21 protein-coding genes and 1 tRNA gene are annotated in these 18,807 nt (G+C 59.6%); 13 read left to right on the top strand and 9 right to left on the bottom strand.

The features are described 5' to 3' along the window. Positions 1-17: 17 nt before the first annotated feature. Positions 18-1,424, top strand: a complete 1,407-nt coding sequence (locus B0B52_RS12705) for an ethanolamine ammonia-lyase subunit EutB (RefSeq protein WP_077594005.1) — start codon at positions 18-20, stop codon at positions 1,422-1,424. Positions 1,425-1,437: 13 nt separating this feature from the next. After that, positions 1,438-2,262, top strand: a complete 825-nt coding sequence (eutC, locus tag B0B52_RS12700) for an ethanolamine ammonia-lyase subunit EutC (RefSeq protein ID WP_077594004.1) — start codon at positions 1,438-1,440, stop codon at positions 2,260-2,262. A 4-nt stretch (positions 2,263-2,266) separates the two neighbouring features. On the opposite strand, the gene B0B52_RS12695 is transcribed toward eutC, so the two are convergent. Further along, positions 2,267-2,947, bottom strand: a complete 681-nt coding sequence (locus B0B52_RS12695) for a lytic transglycosylase domain-containing protein (protein ID WP_077594003.1) — start codon at positions 2,945-2,947, stop codon at positions 2,267-2,269. 5 nt (positions 2,948-2,952) lie between these two features. Continuing rightward, complete coding sequence (locus B0B52_RS12690; protein ID WP_077594002.1) at positions 2,953-4,695, bottom strand: proline--tRNA ligase; 1,743 nt, start codon at positions 4,693-4,695, stop codon at positions 2,953-2,955. Positions 4,696-4,809: 114 nt separating this feature from the next. Here B0B52_RS12690 and B0B52_RS12685 point away from each other — a divergent pair, with 114 nt between their 5' ends. After that, a complete protein-coding gene (locus B0B52_RS12685; protein ID WP_077594001.1) occupies positions 4,810-5,499 on the top strand; it encodes an RNA pyrophosphohydrolase in 690 nt (229 codons plus the stop codon). After that, positions 5,489-5,986 carry a CNP1-like family protein gene (locus tag B0B52_RS12680; RefSeq protein WP_077594000.1) on the top strand — a complete coding sequence of 166 codons (498 nt, stop codon included), beginning with the start codon at positions 5,489-5,491 and terminating at the stop codon, positions 5,984-5,986. Before B0B52_RS12685 ends, B0B52_RS12680 begins: the two co-directional genes overlap by 11 nt. Here the strand turns inward: B0B52_RS12680 and proB are convergent. The 4 genes from proB to rplU form a co-directional block, all read right to left on the bottom strand. Then, complete coding sequence (gene proB, locus B0B52_RS12675) at positions 5,976-7,112, bottom strand: glutamate 5-kinase (RefSeq protein ID WP_077593999.1); 1,137 nt, start codon at positions 7,110-7,112, stop codon at positions 5,976-5,978. The two genes, B0B52_RS12680 and proB, sit on opposite strands and share 11 nt — an antisense overlap. An 88-nt stretch (positions 7,113-7,200) precedes the next feature. Then, positions 7,201-8,286, bottom strand: a complete 1,086-nt coding sequence (gene cgtA, locus B0B52_RS12670; RefSeq protein ID WP_077593998.1) for an Obg family GTPase CgtA — start codon at positions 8,284-8,286, stop codon at positions 7,201-7,203. Positions 8,287-8,408: 122 nt separating this feature from the next. Then, on the bottom strand, positions 8,409-8,666 hold the full coding sequence (gene rpmA / locus B0B52_RS12665; RefSeq protein WP_077593997.1) for a 50S ribosomal protein L27: 258 nt from the start codon (positions 8,664-8,666) through the stop codon (positions 8,409-8,411). A gap of 38 nt (positions 8,667-8,704) precedes the next feature. Beyond that, positions 8,705-9,016, bottom strand: a complete 312-nt coding sequence (gene rplU, locus B0B52_RS12660; protein WP_077593996.1) for a 50S ribosomal protein L21 — start codon at positions 9,014-9,016, stop codon at positions 8,705-8,707. Between the two features lie 160 nt (positions 9,017-9,176). On the opposite strand from rplU, the gene B0B52_RS12655 reads away from it, so the two are divergent. The 9 genes from B0B52_RS12655 (at position 9,177) to B0B52_RS12615 (ending at position 16,249) form a co-directional block, all read left to right on the top strand. Further along, positions 9,177-10,160 carry a polyprenyl synthetase family protein gene (locus B0B52_RS12655; RefSeq protein ID WP_174575492.1) on the top strand — a complete coding sequence of 328 codons (984 nt, stop codon included), beginning with the start codon at positions 9,177-9,179 and terminating at the stop codon, positions 10,158-10,160. An 18-nt stretch (positions 10,161-10,178) separates the two neighbouring features. Next, positions 10,179-10,255: transfer RNA gene (locus tag B0B52_RS12650), tRNA-Pro, on the top strand. A gap of 154 nt (positions 10,256-10,409) precedes the next feature. Beyond that, positions 10,410-12,146, top strand: a complete 1,737-nt coding sequence (gene pilB, locus B0B52_RS12645) for a type IV-A pilus assembly ATPase PilB (RefSeq protein WP_077593994.1) — start codon at positions 10,410-10,412, stop codon at positions 12,144-12,146. Between the two features lie 86 nt (positions 12,147-12,232). Next, on the top strand, positions 12,233-13,450 hold the full coding sequence (locus B0B52_RS12640; protein WP_077593993.1) for a type II secretion system F family protein: 1,218 nt from the start codon (positions 12,233-12,235) through the stop codon (positions 13,448-13,450). Next, positions 13,450-14,310 carry an A24 family peptidase gene (locus tag B0B52_RS12635; RefSeq protein ID WP_077593992.1) on the top strand — a complete coding sequence of 287 codons (861 nt, stop codon included), beginning with the start codon at positions 13,450-13,452 and terminating at the stop codon, positions 14,308-14,310. Before B0B52_RS12640 ends, B0B52_RS12635 begins: the two co-directional genes overlap by 1 nt. A 3-nt stretch (positions 14,311-14,313) precedes the next feature. After that, positions 14,314-14,904 (top strand): dephospho-CoA kinase, encoded by a 591-nt coding sequence (coaE, locus tag B0B52_RS12630; RefSeq protein ID WP_077593991.1) that lies wholly within the window; start codon positions 14,314-14,316, stop codon positions 14,902-14,904. A 37-nt stretch (positions 14,905-14,941) separates the two neighbouring features. Then, positions 14,942-15,697, top strand: coding sequence for a cell division protein ZapD (gene zapD / locus B0B52_RS12625; RefSeq protein WP_077593990.1), 756 nt, complete (start codon positions 14,942-14,944; stop codon positions 15,695-15,697). A gap of 51 nt (positions 15,698-15,748) precedes the next feature. Further along, complete coding sequence (locus B0B52_RS12620) at positions 15,749-15,952, top strand: DNA gyrase inhibitor YacG (protein ID WP_077593989.1); 204 nt, start codon at positions 15,749-15,751, stop codon at positions 15,950-15,952. Between the two features lie 54 nt (positions 15,953-16,006). Continuing rightward, positions 16,007-16,249 carry a hypothetical protein gene (locus B0B52_RS12615; protein WP_077593988.1) on the top strand — a complete coding sequence of 81 codons (243 nt, stop codon included), beginning with the start codon at positions 16,007-16,009 and terminating at the stop codon, positions 16,247-16,249. Between the two features lie 73 nt (positions 16,250-16,322). Here B0B52_RS12615 and grxD read toward each other — a convergent pair whose 3' ends face one another. The 3 genes from grxD to prfA form a co-directional block, all read right to left on the bottom strand. Then, the gene (gene grxD, locus B0B52_RS12610; protein WP_077593987.1) at positions 16,323-16,643 is read right to left on the bottom strand and encodes a Grx4 family monothiol glutaredoxin; all 321 of its coding nucleotides are present in this window, start codon (positions 16,641-16,643) and stop codon (positions 16,323-16,325) included. 61 nt (positions 16,644-16,704) lie between these two features. Then, positions 16,705-17,601, bottom strand: a complete 897-nt coding sequence (gene prmC, locus B0B52_RS12605) for a peptide chain release factor N(5)-glutamine methyltransferase (protein WP_077594099.1) — start codon at positions 17,599-17,601, stop codon at positions 16,705-16,707. Positions 17,602-17,666: 65 nt separating this feature from the next. Then, on the bottom strand, positions 17,667-18,785 hold the full coding sequence (gene prfA, locus B0B52_RS12600; protein WP_077593986.1) for a peptide chain release factor 1: 1,119 nt from the start codon (positions 18,783-18,785) through the stop codon (positions 17,667-17,669). Positions 18,786-18,807: the final 22 nt, after the last annotated feature.

The raw sequence follows: 18,807 nt of genomic DNA, 5'->3' as shown, positions 1-18,807 counted from the left end.
GGTTTTGAGGACACCCTATGCCAGCCCATGCACTGAGCCATACCGCCGGTACCACCACTTACCATTTTCGCGACCTGAAAGACCTGCTGGCCAAGGCGACGCCTTTGCGCTCTGGTGACGTGCTGGCGGGTGTTGCTGCTGCTACCGACGAAGAGCGGGCGGTTGCGCAGATGGCGCTGGCCGAACTGCCGCTGGTCAGGTTTCTGGATGATGCCGTGGTGCCCTATGAAACAGACGAGATCACGCGGCTCATCATCGACGGGCACGATGCCGCTGCGTTTGCGCCCATCCGTCATCTGACCGTCGGAGATTTTCGCAACTGGCTGCTCAGTGACGCGGTGGACGGTGCTGCACTGGCCGCCATCGCGCCGGGGATCACGCCGGAAATGGCCGCCGCTGTCTCCAAGATCATGCGTAACCAGGACCTGATTCTGGGCGCACAAAAATGCCGCGTGGTGACGGCATTTCGGGGCACTCTTGGTTTGCCGGGGCGTTTGTCGACGCGGCTGCAACCCAACCATCCCACGGATGATGCCGCCGGAATTGCGGCCAGTCTGCTCGATGGCTTGCTGTACGGCAGCGGGGACGCGGTGCTGGGGATCAATCCCGCAACAGACAACGTGCCGCAGGTGGTCAAGCTGCTCACGATGCTCGACGAGATTATTCAGCGCTACGCCATACCGACGCAGTCCTGCGTGCTGACCCATGTAACAAACACCCTGCAAGCCATGGAGCGTGGCGCGCCTGTGGATCTGGTGTTCCAGTCGATTGCCGGTACCGAAGCCGCCAACCGCAGCTTCGGCATCGACCTGACGCTGCTGGCCGAGGCGCAGGACGCAGCCCTGTCCCTGGGGCGCGGCACCGTCGGCAGCAACGTGATGTATTTTGAAACCGGGCAGGGCAGTGCCTTGTCTGCCAATGCACACCACGGGCTGGACCAGCAGACTTGCGAGGTGCGTGCCTATGCCGTCGCGCGCCAATTCAAACCGCTGCTGGTCAACAGCGTGGTGGGGTTCATCGGACCGGAGTATCTGTACGACGGCAAGCAGATCATTCGCGCCGGGCTCGAAGACCACTTCTGCGGCAAGTTGCTGGGGCTGCCCATGGGTTGCGACGTCTGCTACACCAACCATGCCGAAGCCGACCAGAACGACATGGATGTGCTGCTCACGCTGCTGGCGGTGGCCGGCTGTAACTTCGTGATGGGGGTGCCCGGCTCCGACGACATCATGCTCAATTACCAGAGCACCTCTTTTCATGACGCCCTGTACGCAAGGCGGGCGCTCGGTCTGCGTCCGGCTCCGGAGTTTGAGGCATGGCTGGAGAAGATGCAGATTACCGTGCCCGGTGAAGTGGATGGCGCGCGGCATCTGACCGGGGAGTTGCCGCCGGCTTTTCGTGAGGCGTTGCTGCGCCTGTCCTGAGAATAAATCCGAGATGCCTCCGTCCAAGCCTTCCATCGTCAGCAACCCCTGGCAGCGGCTGCGTCAGTTCACGGCGGCACGCATTGCGTTGGGCCGTGCAGGCGTCAGCCAGCCGACCCAGCCGCAACTCGCGTTTCAGCTTGCTCATGCCCAGGCGCGCGATGCGGTGCACATGGCACTTGACGTGCCGCAGTTGCTGCAAGACCTCGAACAGGCGGGCCTTGCCCAGGCAGATAGCTGCCTGGTGCTGGACAGTGCGGCGGGCGATCGCTTGTACTACCTGCAGCATCCCGACAGTGGCCGGCGGCTGAACGATGCATCGCGTGAACGCCTGAAAGCATTACCCCACCCATCGCAAGGGCGCGCCTATGACCTGGCTTTTGTTGTGGCCGACGGATTGTCGGCGCTCGCAGTGGCGCGGCATGCGGTGCCCTTGCTGGACGCAATCAAACGCCAGACAGCGGCGGAAAACTGGTCGTGTGCTCCGCTGGCTGTGGTCAGGCAGGCCCGCGTGGCGATCGGCGATGAGGTGGGCGAGTTGCTCAGCGCCAAGGTGATGGTGTTGCTGATCGGCGAACGTCCCGGCCTGAGCTCGCCGGACAGTCTGGGTATCTATCTCACCTGGATACCGGCGCCGGGACTGACAGATGCGAGACGCAACTGCATCTCCAATGTGCGTACGGAGGGCCTTTCGTATGAGGAGGCTGCGGTCAAGGTGCACTACCTGGTAAAGCAGATGCACAAGCTGCAGTTGTCGGGGGTCATGCTCAAGGACGAAAGCACAAGGGATGGCGAGCTACCGAAGGCATCAGGCAGCAACTTTCTGCTGGGGGCCTAGCTTCTTAGCTAAATTCCCACTGCTTTCTAGCGCCCAGCACCGCGTCAGGGTAGGGTGATTTCCCGCGTGAGCCGTTGTAGCGGCCCAGCCCCATGAAGAGGTCACCTTTTTCGCGGTCCAGGTAATGGCGCAGGATCACGCAGCCAAACCGCATGTTGGTCTGCATGTGAAACAGCTTGCCGGGATCGCCGTCGCCAATCACCCGTGTCCAGAACGGCATGACCTGCATGTAGCCGCGTGCCCCGACGCGGCTGACCGCGAATTTGCGGAAGTTGCTTTCGACCTGGATCAGTCCCAGCACCAGCGCCACGTCCAGTCCGGCACGCTTGCTTTCATACCAAACGGTCTGCAGGAATTCCTTGCGGATCTGCCACTCAGGCTTTTTCTTCTTGAGCCGGTCGCTCATCGCACCCAGCCAGCGCAGATAAACCAGGCGGCTTTCGGTATCGCGAAACTCAGGCACCGGCGGCGCCTGGTTGGCGACGGCCGAACTCAGGGCGGTACGCACCGAGTCGATCAGCGGCTCTTCGATCTGCGCACCGGCGCTGACTTGCTCTGAAAAGAGTAGCGACCCGCCCAGAAGGGACAGGGACTGGAGGCACTTTCTTCTTGAGATTTCCGCTGCTTGGGGTGCCGGAGCAATACCGGATACCGGCACGATAGGCAGTGATGCGAATGGCGCCATGCCGCTCAGAGAGCCAGCTTTCCCTTGAGGAAAGTGAAGGCGTCAGCAACATTGATTTTGCTGGAGGCCGCATCACGCCGGTGCTGGTATTCCAGTTGGCCGTCTTTCAGGCCGCGGTCACCGATGGTCACGCGGTGCGGAACACCAATAAGCTCCCAGTCGGCAAACATGGCGCCCGGCCGCTCGCCGCGGTCGTCTAGGATCACGTCAACACCTGCCGCGAGCAGTTCGTCATGCAGCTTTTCCGCCGCAGCCTTGACTTCGGGGAAACGGTCCGGGCTGATCGGGCAAAGCACCACGGTAAAAGGCGCAATCGCGTCGGGCCAGATGATGCCGCGCTCGTCATGGTTCTGCTCAATCGCAGCGGCCGGCAGTCGCGTGATGCCGATGCCGTAGCAGCCCATTTCCATGAACTGGGGCTTGCCGTTTTCGTCGAGGAAGGTTGCGTTCATGGCCTTGCTGTACTTGGTGCCCAACACAAACACGTGGCCGACCTCGATGCCGCGCTCAATCGCCAACACGCCTTTGCCGTCCGGCGACAGATCACCGGCTTTGACATTGCGCAGATCTGCGACCAGCGTGGGCTCGGGCAGATCACGGCCCCAGTTGACGCCGGTGATGTGGAAATCTTCAACGTTGGCGCCGGAAATCCAGTCGGCCATGACGGCCACTTCGCGGTCTACAACCAGTTGCACCGGTTTTCGCAAACCGACGGGTCCCAGGTAACCGGGCTTGCAACCGAAATGCTCTTCAATTTCCGACGGGGTGGCGAAACGGAACTCTTCCAGGCCGAGCACTTTCCGTGCCTTGACTTCGTTCATGTCATGATCGCCGCGCAGCAGCAGTAGCCAGACCTGGGTCTTGACGGTATTGCCTTTGTCGTCCTTGGCATCGGTGGCCAGCACCAGGGACTTGATCGTGGTTTGCAGCGCCACGCCCAGCAATCCGGCCACGTCTTCGCAAGTGCTCTTGCCCGGCGTGGCTACCTTGGCCAAAGCCTGACTTGGCGCAGGCCGGGAGGCTGTCGGTGCCAGGGCTTCGGCCTTTTCCATATTGGCGGCGTAGCTGCTGTCGGGGCAGTACACGATGGCGTCTTCGCCGGTGTCGGCAATCACCTGAAATTCTTCGCTCAGGTCGCCGCCAATGGCACCGCTGTCGGCGGCCACTGCACGGTAACGCAGGCCAAAGCGGTCAAAAATACGGCGGTACGCATCGCTCATCACGTCATAGCTTTTTTTGGCGGCGTCCAGGTCGCGGTCGAAACTGTAGGCATCCTTCATCGTGAACTCGCGCCCGCGCATCAGGCCGAAGCGGGGACGGCGCTCGTCACGAAATTTGGTTTGGATCTGGTACAGGTTTTTCGGCAGTTGTTTGTAGCTTTTGATTTCCTGGCGCGCAATATCTGTGATCACTTCTTCGCTGGTGGGCTGGACCACAAAGTCGCGTTCATGCCGGTCTTTGATGCGCAGGAGTTCGGGGCCGTTGGTTGTGAAACGCCCGGTTTCCTGCCACAACTCCGCAGGCTGTATCACCGGCATCGTCAGTTCCACGGAGCCGGCACGGTTCATTTCTTCCCGGACAATGGCCTCCACCTTCCGGATCACGCGCAACCCCATGGGCATGTAGGTGTAAATGCCGGCGCCCAGTTTCTTGATCATGCCCGCGCGCGTCATCAACTGATGGCTGACCACCTCGGCATCTGCGGGTGCTTCCTTGAGCGTGGAAATGAAGAACTGGGAGGCTTTCATGGGAGGTTTTTCTGGGCTTCGTGAGGTTTTTGGGACTGCCGCCCCGGCGTGCGCTTGGCTCTGAGCATTCTGCTGTGCATAATGGACTCAGTTTAAAAAATTTGAGGTTTGATTATGCTTGACCGGGACGGCTTTCGGCCCAACGTCGGCATCATCTTGCTCAACCAGAGAAGTCAGGTATTTTGGGGCAAGCGTATCCGTACCCACTCGTGGCAGTTTCCGCAGGGTGGCATTGACCGGGGCGAAAATCCCGAGCAGGCCATGTTCCGCGAACTGCATGAAGAAGTGGGACTGCTACCGCAACACGTGCAGGTGCTTGCCCGAACCCGGGACTGGTTGCGCTATGAGGTGCCTGACCGGTTTATTCGCCGCGATGCACGCGGACATTACAAAGGCCAGAAACAGATCTGGTTCCTCTTGCAGTTGGTCGGCCATGACTGGGACCTGAACCTGCGCGCAACCGACCATCCGGAGTTTGACGCCTGGCGCTGGAACGACTACTGGGTGCCACTTGACGTTGTTGTGGAGTTCAAGCGCGGCGTCTATGAAATGGCGCTGACCGAACTGGCGCGTTTTGTACCACGTGCGGATCATCGGTTTGATCCGAAGCCGGATCACCGCAACCGTTACCTGCGTGGCGGCATGCGCCAGCGCGATCCTGCCGATGCGCTCCCGGGTGAGCCGGGGGCACGCGGCCCGGGCATGCCCGGCGCGTCCTTTGAATTGCCTCCGGGCGCAACCTTTGAACCTGACCCTCAAACCAGTTTGACGGCCGGCCCCAGAAATGACAAGCATGACAATTAAATCGTTTGGCGCAGCATGTTTGCTGGGCCTTTCCCTGACGGCGTGGGCGCAACGCGACGTTGAACTGATGGACTGGAAGGAAGGGGAGGTCCCGCCCCCCCCTGCTTTTAGTGTGGAAAAGCTTCTGACCTTCGAGGTCTCGCGCGGCTCATCGCTGGTCTATGGCGTGGATCCGGAAACCTTGAAAATTTCGGACGATGACGGAGTGGTCCGGTATGTGATGGTGGCCACCAGTCCCACCGGCGCCCGAAATGTCATGTACGAGGGCATCCGCTGCGTTACCGCCGAGGTCAAGACCTATGCGCGATACACGTCTGCAGGGGTGTGGAACAAGGTGCCCAACGCCGAGTGGCAATCGCTCTACGCCAGCATGCCATCCAAGCACGCGCTTCAGTTTGCCCGGGCGGGTGCCTGTGACAGCTCGGCCAGGGCTTCCTCGGTCAGGGAAATTGTCCGCTTGCTCAAGAGCGACCGGTTCAACCGGTAAGCACCAGATTGGTCCTGTGAATCATTTCAGCTTCTCCGGTGTAACCCAGAAGCTTTTCAAACTCCGATGACGGTGTGCGGCAGATGAGCCTGGCCTCCATGCTGGAATAGTTCGCCAAGCCGCGAGCTACTTCCGTGCCCTGGCTGTCGCGTATGGCGATCACATCGCCGCGCGAAAATTCGCCCTGTACGGAGGTCATGCCGATCGGCAGCAGGCTTTTGCCCTCGTCGCGCACCTTGGCAGCGGCACCAGCGTCGACCGTTACAGCGCCGCGTAACTGCAGATGGTCTGCAATCCACCGTTTGCGGGCCTGGCTCTTGGCGGTCTGGGCAACCAGCAAGGTGCCGATCGCTTCGCCCTGTGACAGGCGGATCAGCGCGTTGGGTTCGCGTCCCCAGGCAATCACCGTAGAGGCGCCGGAACCAGCCGCACGTTTGGCCGCCAGGATTTTCGTGATCATGCCGCCTTTGCCGAGGCTCGAACCTGCGCCGCCGGCCATGGCTTCCAGCGCCGGGTCGCCGGCTTTGGCTTCGTGGATAAAACGCGCGGCGGGGTCTTTGCGTGGGTCTGCGCTGTACAGGCCTTTCTGGTCTGTCAGGATGACGAGTGCGTCCGCGTCCACCAGGTTGGCGACCAGCGCGCCCAGCGTATCGTTGTCACCGAATTTGATTTCGTCATTGACCACGGTGTCGTTTTCGTTGATCACCGGGACCACCCCAAACTGAAGGAGGCTCAGCAGGGTGGAGCGGGCGTTGAGATAGCGCTCACGATCGGCCAGATCGGCATGGGTGAGCAGAACCTGGGCGCTGCCAACGCCGTTTTCACGCAATTGGCTCTCGTAGACCTGTACCAGCCCCATCTGCCCGACGGCGGCGGCGGCCTGCAACTCATGGATGGCGCTGGGCCGGGTGGCCCAGCCGAGGCGCTTCATGCCCTCGGCGATGGCCCCGCTGCTGACCATGATGACTTCGCGGCCGCCCTTGACCAGAACCGCGAGCTGTTGACACCACTGGCCGATGGCCTGGGCATCCAGCCCGCGCCCTTCGTTGGTCACCAGGCTGGAGCCCACCTTGACCACGATGCGCTTGGCGTTGAGAAGAACGGTGGAGGCTGGTTTTTCCTGCATTTTCAGGTGATTTTAGAGCTCCAGCCCTTATGGATCGGGCGTGAGCAGCTATTGTTTATATAGCAAGCGGGGCAAGTCTGCTGTGGGGTCAGCCGGCCGCCGCAGGGTCGGGCGGCAGATCGGCAAAGCGCGGGTCAATTTCTTCAGGTTCCTGCTCGCTTCTTTGCACCGACTTGACGTGCTGGTAGATCGTCTTGACCAGTTGCTCGCAACCCTCGCGTGTAAGCGCGGAGATCTCGAAGACAGGGCCCTTGAACTTGAAGCGTTTGACGAAATCCCTGACCAGCGCAGCACGCTTGTCTGCGTCCACCATGTCGAGTTTGTTCAGGACCAGCCAGCGTGGCTTGTTGTATAGGGCCTCGTCGTACTTCTTGAGCTCGCCGACGATGGCCTTGGCCTGCGCCACGGGATCCACGCTGTCATCAAAAGGCGCCATGTCCACGATGTGCAGCAGCAGGCGTGTGCGCTGCAGGTGGCGCAGGAACAGATGGCCCAAGCCGGCGCCCTCGGATGCGCCCTCAATCAGTCCGGGCAAATCCGCGACGACAAAACTCTGCTCCGGTCCGACACGTACGACGCCCAGGTTGGGGTGCAGTGTGGTGAAAGGGTAGTCGGCGATACGCGGGCGCGCATTGGAAATGGCAGAGATGAAGGTGGACTTGCCGGCGTTCGGCATGCCGAGCAGGCCGACATCAGCCAGTACTTTCAGTTCCAGTTTCAGGCTTTTGTGTTCGCCAGGCCAGCCTGGTGTCTTGCTGCGTGGTGCACGATTGGTCGAGCTCTTGAAGCGCAGGTTGCCAAAGCCACCATCGCCGCCTTTGGCGATCAGTACTTCCTCGCCGGGCGTCAATAGCTCGAAAAGGACTTCGCCGGTTTCGGCGTCGGTGAGGATGGTGCCCACCGGCATTTTGAGGATGATGTCATCACCTTTGGCGCCGAACATGTCCGAGCCCATGCCGTGTTCGCCATTTCTGGCGTGATGCCGGCGGGAAAACCGGAAATCAACCAGGGTGTTCAGGTTGACGTCGGCCAAGGCATACACATGCCCGCCACGACCACCATCACCGCCGTTCGGACCGCCGAACTCCTTGTATTTTTCATGGCGGAAGGAGACGCAGCCACTCCCGCCATCGCCTGCGGCGATGTCAATATAGGCTTCGTCAACAAATTTCATGATATTTGGAGGGAATCCGGTGCCGGGGGAGGCCTGAACCCAAGGGGTAGTTTACAAATTTAAAGGGCCAAAACAACAAAGCCCCGACCAAGCGGGGCTTCGATGCCATCGAAGTGATCAGCTTACGCTGGAGTCACATTGACGGTGTGCTTGTTCAGCGAACCCTTGACGGAGAACGACACTGCGCCGTCCACCAGTGCAAACAGGGTGTGGTCTTTGCCGATGCCGACATTGACGCCCGGGTGGAACTTGGTGCCACGCTGGCGCACGATGATGCTGCCTGCATTGATCACTTCGCCGCCGAATTTCTTGACGCCCAGCATCTTTGGCTTGGAATCGCGCCCGTTTCGCGTAGAGCCGCCGCCTTTTTTCTGTGCCATTTTTCAATACTCCTTGGTGAGTCCTGGTACTTCTATGCTTAACCGACGATGGCGCCGATTTGCAGCTCAGTGAAGTTTTGCCGGTGACCCTGGCGTTTTTGGTAATGCTTGCGACGGCGCATCTTGAAGATGCGCACTTTGTCGTGCCTGCCTTGTGAAAGGACTGTAACCGTAACAGTAGCGCCGGACACCAAGGGCGTACCAACCGTGATTGTGCTGCCGGTTCCGACAGCCAATACTTGGTCAATAACGATCTCTTGGCCTACGTCCGCAGCAATCTGTTCTACTTTAATTTTTTCGCCAGTAGCAACTTTGTATTGTTTGCCACCGGTTTTTATGACCGCGTACATGTGAGACCTCGTAAATTGAGTTCTGCGGACGAATTTCCACAGAGCCTTCTATTCTAGCACGGCGCCTCAAAAATTCCCCGCTCCTGAAATTCAGGCGTTTCCAGCCGGGAAGGGCGGCATTGGCTTCCTATAATCGCCAAAACCTCTTGTCTGGACCGTTTTGACAGTAAATTCTTCTAGCACGGCTGCTGCGCTGGCCCTGATCGCCGACGACATGAATGCCGTGGATGCGGTGATTGCGCGCCGCCTGAGCTCGGAAGTGCCGCTGGTCAGTCAGGTATCGCAGTACATCGTGGCTGCAGGCGGCAAGCGACTGCGCCCGGCCCTGCTTTTGTTGATGTGCGGCGCGCTTGAGTACCGCAGGGAGCAGCGCTTTAACCTGGCCGCTGTGGTGGAATTCATACACACAGCCACTTTGCTGCATGATGATGTGGTCGACGAATCCACCCTGCGACGGGGTCGTGCCACTGCCAACGCCAATTTTGGCAACCCCGCTAGCGTTCTTGTGGGCGATTTCCTGTATTCGCGCGCTTTCCAGATGATGGTGGATGCTGGAGACATGCGCATCATGCAAACCTTGGCCGAGGCGACAAACGTCATTGCCGAAGGGGAGGTGCTGCAGTTGATGAACATGCATGACGCCAACCTCTCCGAGGATGGGTATTTGCGGGTTATCCGTTCAAAAACCGCCAAGCTGTTTGAAGCGAGTGCCCGGCTGGCGGCTTTGTTGGCCAAAGCGCCGCCAGAAGTCGAGCTGGCTTGTGCGGCTTATGGGCAGGCCCTGGGCACGGCCTTTCAGGTGATCGACGATGTTTTGGACTATGACGGCGACGCCATGGAAATGGGCAAGAATCTGGGCGACGACTTGCGTGAGGGCAAAGCCACCTTGCCGCTGATTATTGCCATGCAGCGAGGTAGCGCCGCGGAAAAGGACATCATTCGGCAAGCCATCGAAACAGGCGGGACGGAACAGCTAGGCAGAATAGTGGAAATTGTCCGGGAAACAGGCGCTTTGCAGGCTACCAGGGATGCGGCTGCGGCAGAAGGGCAGCGGGCCGTTCAGGCGTTGGCAGTTTTGGGTCGTAACTCTTATAGTGGGGCCTTGCTACAATTGGCAACTCAACTGCTGCAGCGCCGTTCGTGACGCTCGGTGCGGCACTTTCGGGGTGTAGCTTAGCCTGGTAGAGCGCTACGTTCGGGACGTAGAGGCCGGAGGTTCGAATCCTCTCACCCCGACCATCTGCATTCTTTCCCCTTAAGCTTCTGGCTTGGCGTTTGGGCCATTTGCCTTGGTTCCAACACAGGCGCCGGGACAGAACGTTTTTCGATTTACACCGCCATATCTATCAGCGATGATGTCAATTTTGTCAATTCAAGGTAGATTCGCGAAACCATGGCCGCCGTCGATACAGTAACCAATGCACCCGCCTCCCTGGCATTACCGGGCCTGGGCCGGGCTTTGGTGATCGCCGGCAAGCTGGGGCAAAAAGCGGCGGAAGATATTTTTCGTAAGGCTCAGAGCGGACGGACCAGCTTCATTGCCGAATTGACCGGCTCCGGCGCAGTTTCTCCGTCGGACTTGGCACACACCATGTCAACGGCTTTCGCGGCGCCGTTGCTCGACTTGGACGCGATAGATACCCAGCGCTTGCCCAAAGGCCTGCTGGACGCCAAAATTTGCCAGTCTTACCGCATAGTGGTTCTCAGCAAGCGCAGCAACCGCCTGATTGTGGCTACTGCGGACCCTTCTGATCAGGAAGCGGCGGAGAAGATTAAATTTTCCACCCAGATGGGTGTGGATTGGGTCATTGCCGAGTACGACAAGCTGTCCAAGATGGTGGAAGCCTCCGCCACCACGGCCTCCGAGGCCATGGACAGCATCATTGGTGATGACTTTGAGTTTGACGAGTCCACGGCAGAGGCTGCAAGCGCTGATAGTAATGACACCGGTGTTGCCGAGGTTGAGGATGCACCGGTTGTTAAATTCCTGCACAAGATGCTGCTTGACGCATTCAGCATGCGGGCCTCGGATCTGCACTTTGAACCCTATGAGCATACCTATCGCGTACGTTTCCGGATTGACGGTGAGCTGCGCGAAATAGCATCGCCGCCCGTTGCCATCAAGGAAAAACTGGCTTCCCGGATCAAAGTCATCTCGAAAATGGATATTTCCGAGAAGCGGGTTCCGCAGGACGGGAAAATGAAACTGAAAATCGGCCCCGACCGGGTGATCGATTTCCGTGTCAGCACCTTGCCCACAATGTTCGGCGAGAAAATCGTGATCCGTATTCTGGATCCCAGCAGCGCCAAGCTCGGGATTGATGCATTGGGTTACGAGCCGATCGAGAAGGAGCGGCTGCTCAATGCCGTGCAGCGACCCTATGGCATGGTGCTGGTTACCGGGCCCACGGGTTCCGGCAAAACTGTGTCCCTGTACACCTGTCTCAATATTCTCAACAAGCCGGGCGTGAACATCGCAACTGCGGAAGACCCGGCCGAAATTAACCTGCCGGGCGTCAACCAGGTCAGCATGAATGACAAGGCTGGGTTGACGTTTTCGGTGGCGCTGAAAGCTTTTCTGCGCCAGGATCCCGATATCATCATGGTCGGCGAGATCCGCGATCTGGAAACGGCAGAAATTTCCATCAAGGCTGCGCAGACCGGCCACTTGGTGTTGTCCACCTTGCACACCAATGACGCGCCCGCCACACTGACGCGCCTGCGAAACATGGGCATTGCGCCCTTCAATATTGCGTCGAGTGTTATTCTCATCACAGCGCAGCGGCTGGCCCGCCGCCTTTGCCCCAATTGCAAGGCGCCCGCAGACATACCTCGGGAAACCTTGCTGGAGGCCGGGTTCAAGGAGGAGGATGTCGACGGAACCTGGACACCTTACCGACCCGTGGGATGTTCCATGTGCAACAACGGGTACAAGGGCCGGGTCGGCGTGTACCAGGTGATGCCCATCACGGAAGAATTGCAGCGGATCATTCTGCGCGATGGAAGCGCGCTCGAGATCGCGGAGCAGGCCGAAATTGAAGGCGTAAAAAGCTTGCGGGGCGCGGGCTTGCACAAAGTCAAGCTGGGCATGACTTCGCTGGAAGAAATTCTGGCTTGCACCAATGTTTAGGAAAGCCCTGATGGTCGTAGCGACTCGTCAAACGATCGAGAGTTTCGAGTCCCCCCCCTTTCGTACGCACTGAAGAAGAAGGCACCATGGCAACAGCAACATCCAGAGACATCAAGGAATTTGTCTTCGAATGGGAGGGCAAGGATCGCAATGGCAAACAGGTGCGGGGGGAAACCCGGGCTGTTGGCGAGAATCAGGTCAAAGCCTCCTTGCGCCGGCAAGGCGTGCTGGCCACGAAAATCAAGAAGCGCAGCATGCGCTCCGGCAAGTCCATCAAGCCTCGGGATATTGCCATTTTCACGCGTCAACTGGCCACCATGATGAAGGCGGGCGTGCCCCTTCTGCAGGCCTTCGACATTGTGGGCCGCGGCAATGCCAACGCCAGCGTGACTAAGTTGCTCAATGACGTGCGCACTGATGTGGAAACCGGTACCTCGCTGAGTGCTGCCTTCCGGAAATACCCGCTGTATTTCAATGCTCTGTATTGCAATCTGGTGGAGGCAGGCGAGGCCGCCGGTATTCTGGAACAGCTCCTCGATCGTCTCGCGACTTACATGGAGAAAACCGAAGCCATCAAGTCGAAGATCAAGTCCGCACTGATGTACCCAATTTCGGTGGTGGTCGTGGCCTTTGTGGTGGTTGCGGTGATCATGATTTTCGTGATCCCGTCTTTTAAATCGGTGTTCTCGTCATTCGGGGCCGACTTGCCTGCGCCCACGTTGATCGTGATTGCGATCAGTGAATTCTTTGTTGCTTATTGGTGGTTGATTTTTGGGGGTATTGGCGGTGGACTTTATTTTTTCATGCAGGCTTGGAAGCGCAATGAGAAGATGCAGCGCTTCATGGACCGGGTTCTATTGAAAGTCCCCGTTTTTGGGGCGTTGATTGAGAAGTCCTGCATTGCGCGCTGGACTCGAACGCTGTCGACCATGTTTGCTGCCGGCGTTCCGCTGGTGGAGGCTCTTGACTCGGTAGGTGGAGCGTCGGGTAATTCGCTTTACGCAGATGCCACCGTGAAGATCCAGCAGGAAGTCTCGACAGGCACCAGCCTGACTGCGGCGATGAGCAACGCGAACCTGTTTCCGACCATGGTGCTGCAGATGTGTGCGATTGGCGAGGAGTCGGGCTCGATCGATCATATGCTCGGCAAGGCCGCAGATTTTTACGAGGCAGAGGTGGATGAAATGGTTGCCGGCTTGTCCAGTCTCATGGAGCCCATCATCATTGTGTTTCTCGGCACTTTGATTGGGGGGATTGTGGTGTCCATGTATCTGCCGATTTTCAAGCTGGGCCAAGTGGTTTGATGAGGGGGCTGGTGCTGGGCTTGCCTCCCGGACTCGACGCCGCGTTGGCTGGTTTTCTGGGGCTGCTCATTGGCAGCTTCCTTAACGTCGTCATCTATCGCTTACCGAAAATGATGGAGCGGCAATGGGCCGCCGAGTGTGCCGAATTTTCTGGCAAGGAGCTGGAAGAGGCGGAGACCTTCAATCTGGTGCGGCCCCGCTCGCGCTGTTCGAGTTGCGGGCATGTGATTGCCTGGTACGAAAACATTCCCGTTCTGAGTTACCTTTTCTTAAAAGGAAAGTGTTCTGTTTGCGGGACAAAATTCGGATGGCGTTACCCCCTGATCGAGGCCGTGACAGGTGCCCTGTTCTTCTTTTGCGCCTGGCGCTGGGGTCTGACTTACACCGGTTTGGCCTGGAGTGGCTTTGCAGCGGCATTGCTGGTGCTGGCGGTCATCGACTGGGACACCACCTTGCTGCCTGATGACATCACCTTGCCCCTTTTGTGGGCCGGGCTGATTGTTGCCGCTGTTGGGTGGAACCCGCCGGTTTCCCTTACCAATGCACTTTGGGGTGCAGTTGCGGGCTACCTGTCCCTGTGGCTTGTGTACTGGGCCTTCAAGCTGGCCACCAGCAAGGAGGGCATGGGCTACGGAGACTTCAAACTCTTCGCCGCGCTGGGTGCGTGGTTCGGTTGGTCGGCGCTGGTGCCCATGATCCTGATGGCATCGGTCGTTGGCGCTGTGGTGGGTATTGCCATGAAGTTTTCAAGCGGCCTGCGGGAGGGTGGCTATGTACCCTTTGGCCCTTTTCTCGCAGGTGCCGGCTTCACTGCCATGGTATTTGGGCCCCAGTCCATCCTGCGCTTCGTTGGTTTGTAGCGTATGCATGTGGGCCTGACGGGGGGCATTGGCAGCGGAAAAAGCACCGTGGCCGCCATGTTGGTCGATTGCGGGGCCGCGGTGATCGATTCTGACGCAATCGCGCGCGCGGCTACTGCTCCAGGGGGCGCAGCCATCGCACCCATTGCGCGGCAGTTTGGCGTTGCATTCGTCACCGCTGAAGGGGCGATGGACCGCGACGCCATGCGCCAACTGGTTTTTGCGGATCCACAGGCGAAAAGCCGATTGGAAGCCATTGTTCATCCCTTGGTGGGGGAAGAAACCGCCCGCCAGGCGGCGAAGGCCGATAGCGCCTGTGTCGTATTTGACGTGCCCTTGTTGGTTGAATCCGGGCGCTGGCGCCAGCGTGTGGACAAGGTGCTGGTGATCGACTGCAGCGAGGAAACGCAAATCACCCGCGTGATGGCGCGTAACGGATGGAGCCGCGAAGCGGTGCAGCAGATCATCGCCGGCCAGGCCAGCCGTGACGAGCGGCTGGCAGCTGCCGATATCTGCATCTATAACGAAGAGGCCCTCTCACTGGCCGCGCTCAAGGTGATGGTGCGGGAACTGGCACAGCGCTTCGGGCTATGATGGACAGTCAACCACCCGCTGAAAAAGATATATCGCAGTGATCCTTTACGAATATCCCTTCAACGAACGCATTCGCACCTATTTGCGACTTGAGCATTTGTTTCATCGCCTTGGCGAATTGGCCGCGCGCGAGCACCCGACCGACCATCACTACGCGATCACGACCATTTTCGAGGTGATGGACGTGGCGGCCCGGGCCGATCTCAAGACCGATGTGCTCAAGGATCTTGACAGGCAAAAACACACGCTCAACAGCTACCGCGGCAATCCCGCCATTTCCGAGGCCGTTCTCGATGAGGTCATCGCCCAGCTGGACGGCTGTTTCGCAGCGCTGACCAACCTGCCGGGAAAAGCAGGACAGTCCCTGACCGAAAATGATTGGCTCATGAGTATCCGCAGCCGGGTGGGCATCCCGGGGGGAACCTGCGAGTTCGATTTGCCTGCTTATTTTGCCTGGCAACACCTGGACGCCCAGACGCGCCAGAACGACCTGCAGCGCTGGATTGCCACATTGGTTCCCCTGGCTGAATCGGTTCGCATGCTGCTCAAACTTTTGCGCGATTCCGGCCTGCCGCAAAAAGTCGTGGCGGCGGGAGGCCAGTATCAGCAAACCTTGCCCCAAGGCCGCACTTTCCAGCTTTTACGCCTTCTGATTGACCCGGCTCTGGGTCTGATTCCCGAGATCAGCGGGAATCGCCTGATGGTGTCGGTTCGCATGATGCGCCACGAAAGTGACGATCGTCTGCACGCCGCTACTGAAGACGCAGCGTTCGAGTTGACCCTTTGCTCCTGATTGGGGCTTCTCGGCCCATGGCCGGCCGTGCATCCTGTACAGATACTGCCCATGAAACCGGATCTCAAACCCAAAACAGTGGTCTGCCCTACCTGCGGCGGGCCTAGCGTATATGCGCCGGAAAACCGTTTCAGGCCTTTTTGCAGCGAGCGCTGTAAAAACGTTGATCTGGGTGCCTGGGCCAGTGAGAGCTTTCGCATGCCGGCCGATGCGCCCCCGGACGACCAGGTCTACGGCGACGCGAAGCTGCAATAAGGCATCAAACGGCAGCGACCGCGTGCCACTATCTTAATGACGAGGAGAAGAAAAATGTTTCAGCAATCATTTGCGCGTCGCGCTGCGGCCGTGTTGACAGGGGCACTGGTGCTGGGCGCGGCATGTGCGCCGAGTCTGGCCGCTACCAAAAAAGAGAAAAAGAGTGCGGCACAGCCCACGAAAAGCGTCAAATTCATGCCTGGTTCGCAGGAAACAACCAAGGAGCGAGGCGCCCGGCTCAAGCGTGAATGCAAGGGGCGAGTCAATGCCGGGGCGTGCGAGGGGTACACCCAGTAAGGATTGCCCCGGGGAGAAGGGGCGAGGAGAAGAGACCGGCCTGGCTGGCATGCCAGGCGCGTAGGTTCTGAAGTTACGCTGTGGGGGCGCCCAACACTTGCTGCAGCTCGCCATTTTCGTACATCTCCATCATGATGTCCGAGCCGCCGACGAATTCGCCTTTTACATACAGCTGTGGAATCGTTGGCCAGTTGCTGTATTCCTTGATGCCCTGACGGATTTCTTCGTCTTCCAGCACATTGACCGTGGCCGGCTTGTTGACGCCGCAGGCCTTGAGCACCTGGATGGCGCGGCCGGAAAATCCGCACATCGGGAACTGGGCCGTTCCCTTCATGAAAAGCACAACGTCGCTGGATTTGACGATCTGGTCAATGCGTTGCTGGGTATCGTTCATTGTGGGTCCTTTGGATGTTGACGCGCCTGGTCAAACCGGGCAGCAGTAAATGAGATGGATTTCAAAACCCGGAAATCAATGCCTGATTATCCGCCGTTTGTCCGTCGCCGGCCGGTTCGCCGGGCCAGCGGCCTCCCGAACAGCGGGCAATACCGGCCAGATCCGCCCGGCTTTGTACATCGGCCAATCCGCGTTGGCTCAGCAGGCCGCAAACTGCCTGGGCCTGGTGGTAGCCATGCTCCAGCAGCAGCCAGCCTTGCGGGTGCAGGTGGGCAGGCGCTTGTTCGATGATCCGGCGCAGGTCGTTCAAACCGTCTTCTCCGGCCGTCAATGCTTCAAGTGGTTCATGACGCAAGGCGGCCAAATGGGAATCAATACTTGCGACATAGGGCGGATTGCTTACGATTAAGTTGAAGTGGCCACTTACATTTTCAAACCAGTTACCCAGAATGAAGTGGATGGGCAGGCCATGTTTTCCTGAGTTCGCCCGGGCTACCGCCAAGGCTTCGGCGCTGGCGTCCACAGCGGTGACATCCAGATCAGGGCGGGTTTTCTTGAGCGCCAAGGCAATGGCGCCGCTTCCTGTGCCGAGGTCCAGCACGCGGGCCGAAGCTGGCATGTCTTTGCTCGCCAACTGTTGCAGCGCCCACTCCACCAAGGTCTCGGTATCGGGGCGCGGCACCAGAACACGCGCATCCACCTGCAGCGTCATTCCGAAGAATTCCTTGCTTCCCACAATGTAGGCCAGGGGTTCACCGGCAGCGCGGCGCAGGCTGAGTTGCCGGTACTGCTGCGCCAGCTCGTCCGGGAGGAGGTCACCGTCATGGGCGAGCAGCCAGGCGCGGTCAGCGCCAGCTTTGCCCAGCACATGCAGCAGCAGCAGTTGGGCGTCCAGCCGATCCAGCCCCAAGGTTTGGGCTGCGGCCAGTGCCTGCGCAAGATTACATTCGCTATTCATTTGATAGCTGCTTATGCCCGTCAGCAAAGGGCCAAGTGCCAATTTTGCTTGCAAGATTCGGCAAATCAGCCATTCGAGGCCGTTTCCAGTTCCGCCAGCAGTTCGGCGCCACGTGCCACTTGCAGGGCGGTGACCACGTCGTCCAGGTCGCCTTCCATGATGGTTAGCAGCTTGTACAGGGTCAGGTTGATGCGGTGGTCGGTCAGGCGCCCCTGCGGGAAGTTGTAGGTTCGGATGCGGTCGCTGCGGTCACCGCTGCCGATCAGGCCCTTGCGCGTGGCGGCGTCCTTGGCGGCGCGCTCGGAGCGGTCTTTTTCGTGGATGCGGGCGGTCAGCACTTTCATGGCCTGGGCCTTGTTGCTGTGCTGGCTCCGGCCGTCCTGGCACTCGGCCACGATGCCGGTCGGCAGGTGGGTGATGCGCACCGCCGAGTCGGTTTTGTTGATGTGCTGGCCGCCGGCGCCGCTGGCACGGTAGGTGTCGATGCGCAGGTCGGAGGGATTGATCTGGATGGCGACCGCTTCGTCAGGCTCGGGCAGAACCGCAACGGTGCACGCGCTGGTGTGGATGCGGCCCTGGGTTTCGGTGGCCGGCACACGCTGCACGCGGTGGCCGCCGGACTCGAAACGCAGCTTGCCGTAAACGCCGACGCCCATGGCGTCAGGCGCGCCTTCAATGCGCAAGACCACTTCCTTGTAACCGCCGAGCTCGCTCGGGGATTCGCTGATGATCTCCACCGCCCATCGTTTGCGTTCCGCGTAGCGGGAGTACAAGCGGCACAGGTCGCCCGCAAACAGCGCCGACTCGTCGCCACCGGTGCCAGCACGGATTTCGATAAAGGCCGGCCGCGCATCGTCCGGGTCTTTCGGGATCAGCATCAGCTGCAGGTCCGCGTCCAGGCTGGCGATGTCGGCTTGCGCGGCGGCGATTTCCTCGTCCGCCATGGCCGCCATGTCCGGATCGTCCTTCGCCTCGGCCAGCATGGTCTGCGCTCCGGCCAGGTCGGCCTCGCGCGCCGTCATGCGCTGGTACTGGCTGACTACGATGCTGAGTTCGGCATGTTCGCGCGTCAGGCTGCGAAAACGCTCCATGTTGCTGACCACGTCGGCGGCCGACAGCAGGGCGTCGAGCTCATGCAGGCGAAAAATCTGGCGGTCCAGGGTCTGGCGGAGAAAAGGTTTCATGGGAAGAGGAAGGAGGGGCCGG

Source organism: Polaromonas sp. A23, from assembly GCF_002001015.1.
Classification (GTDB): Bacteria; Pseudomonadota; Gammaproteobacteria; order Burkholderiales; family Burkholderiaceae_C; genus Polaromonas.
This window is presented reverse-complemented; position numbering and strand designations above follow the sequence as displayed.

Bases quoted from the DNA above. Each gene is read 5' to 3' on its own strand.
- B0B52_RS12705 (WP_077594005.1), top strand. From the start codon at position 18: ATGCCAGCCCATGCACTGAGCCATACCGCCGGTACCACCACTTACCAT.
- eutC (WP_077594004.1), top strand. From the start codon at position 1,438: ATGCCTCCGTCCAAGCCTTCCATCGTCAGCAACCCCTGGCAGCGGCTG.
- B0B52_RS12695 (WP_077594003.1), bottom strand. From the start codon at position 2,947: ATGGCGCCATTCGCATCACTGCCTATCGTGCCGGTATCCGGTATTGCT.
- B0B52_RS12690 (WP_077594002.1), bottom strand. From the start codon at position 4,695: ATGAAAGCCTCCCAGTTCTTCATTTCCACGCTCAAGGAAGCACCCGCA.
- B0B52_RS12685 (WP_077594001.1), top strand. From the start codon at position 4,810: ATGCTTGACCGGGACGGCTTTCGGCCCAACGTCGGCATCATCTTGCTC.
- B0B52_RS12680 (WP_077594000.1), top strand. From the start codon at position 5,489: ATGACAATTAAATCGTTTGGCGCAGCATGTTTGCTGGGCCTTTCCCTG.
- proB (WP_077593999.1), bottom strand. From the start codon at position 7,112: ATGCAGGAAAAACCAGCCTCCACCGTTCTTCTCAACGCCAAGCGCATC.
- cgtA (WP_077593998.1), bottom strand. From the start codon at position 8,286: ATGAAATTTGTTGACGAAGCCTATATTGACATCGCCGCAGGCGATGGC.
- rpmA (WP_077593997.1), bottom strand. From the start codon at position 8,666: ATGGCACAGAAAAAAGGCGGCGGCTCTACGCGAAACGGGCGCGATTCC.
- rplU (WP_077593996.1), bottom strand. From the start codon at position 9,016: ATGTACGCGGTCATAAAAACCGGTGGCAAACAATACAAAGTTGCTACT.
- pilB (WP_077593994.1), top strand. From the start codon at position 10,410: ATGGCCGCCGTCGATACAGTAACCAATGCACCCGCCTCCCTGGCATTA.
- B0B52_RS12640 (WP_077593993.1), top strand. From the start codon at position 12,233: ATGGCAACAGCAACATCCAGAGACATCAAGGAATTTGTCTTCGAATGG.
- B0B52_RS12635 (WP_077593992.1), top strand. From the start codon at position 13,450: ATGAGGGGGCTGGTGCTGGGCTTGCCTCCCGGACTCGACGCCGCGTTG.
- coaE (WP_077593991.1), top strand. From the start codon at position 14,314: ATGCATGTGGGCCTGACGGGGGGCATTGGCAGCGGAAAAAGCACCGTG.
- B0B52_RS12620 (WP_077593989.1), top strand. From the start codon at position 15,749: ATGAAACCGGATCTCAAACCCAAAACAGTGGTCTGCCCTACCTGCGGC.
- B0B52_RS12615 (WP_077593988.1), top strand. From the start codon at position 16,007: ATGTTTCAGCAATCATTTGCGCGTCGCGCTGCGGCCGTGTTGACAGGG.
- grxD (WP_077593987.1), bottom strand. From the start codon at position 16,643: ATGAACGATACCCAGCAACGCATTGACCAGATCGTCAAATCCAGCGAC.
- prmC (WP_077594099.1), bottom strand. From the start codon at position 17,601: ATGAATAGCGAATGTAATCTTGCGCAGGCACTGGCCGCAGCCCAAACC.
- prfA (WP_077593986.1), bottom strand. From the start codon at position 18,785: ATGAAACCTTTTCTCCGCCAGACCCTGGACCGCCAGATTTTTCGCCTG.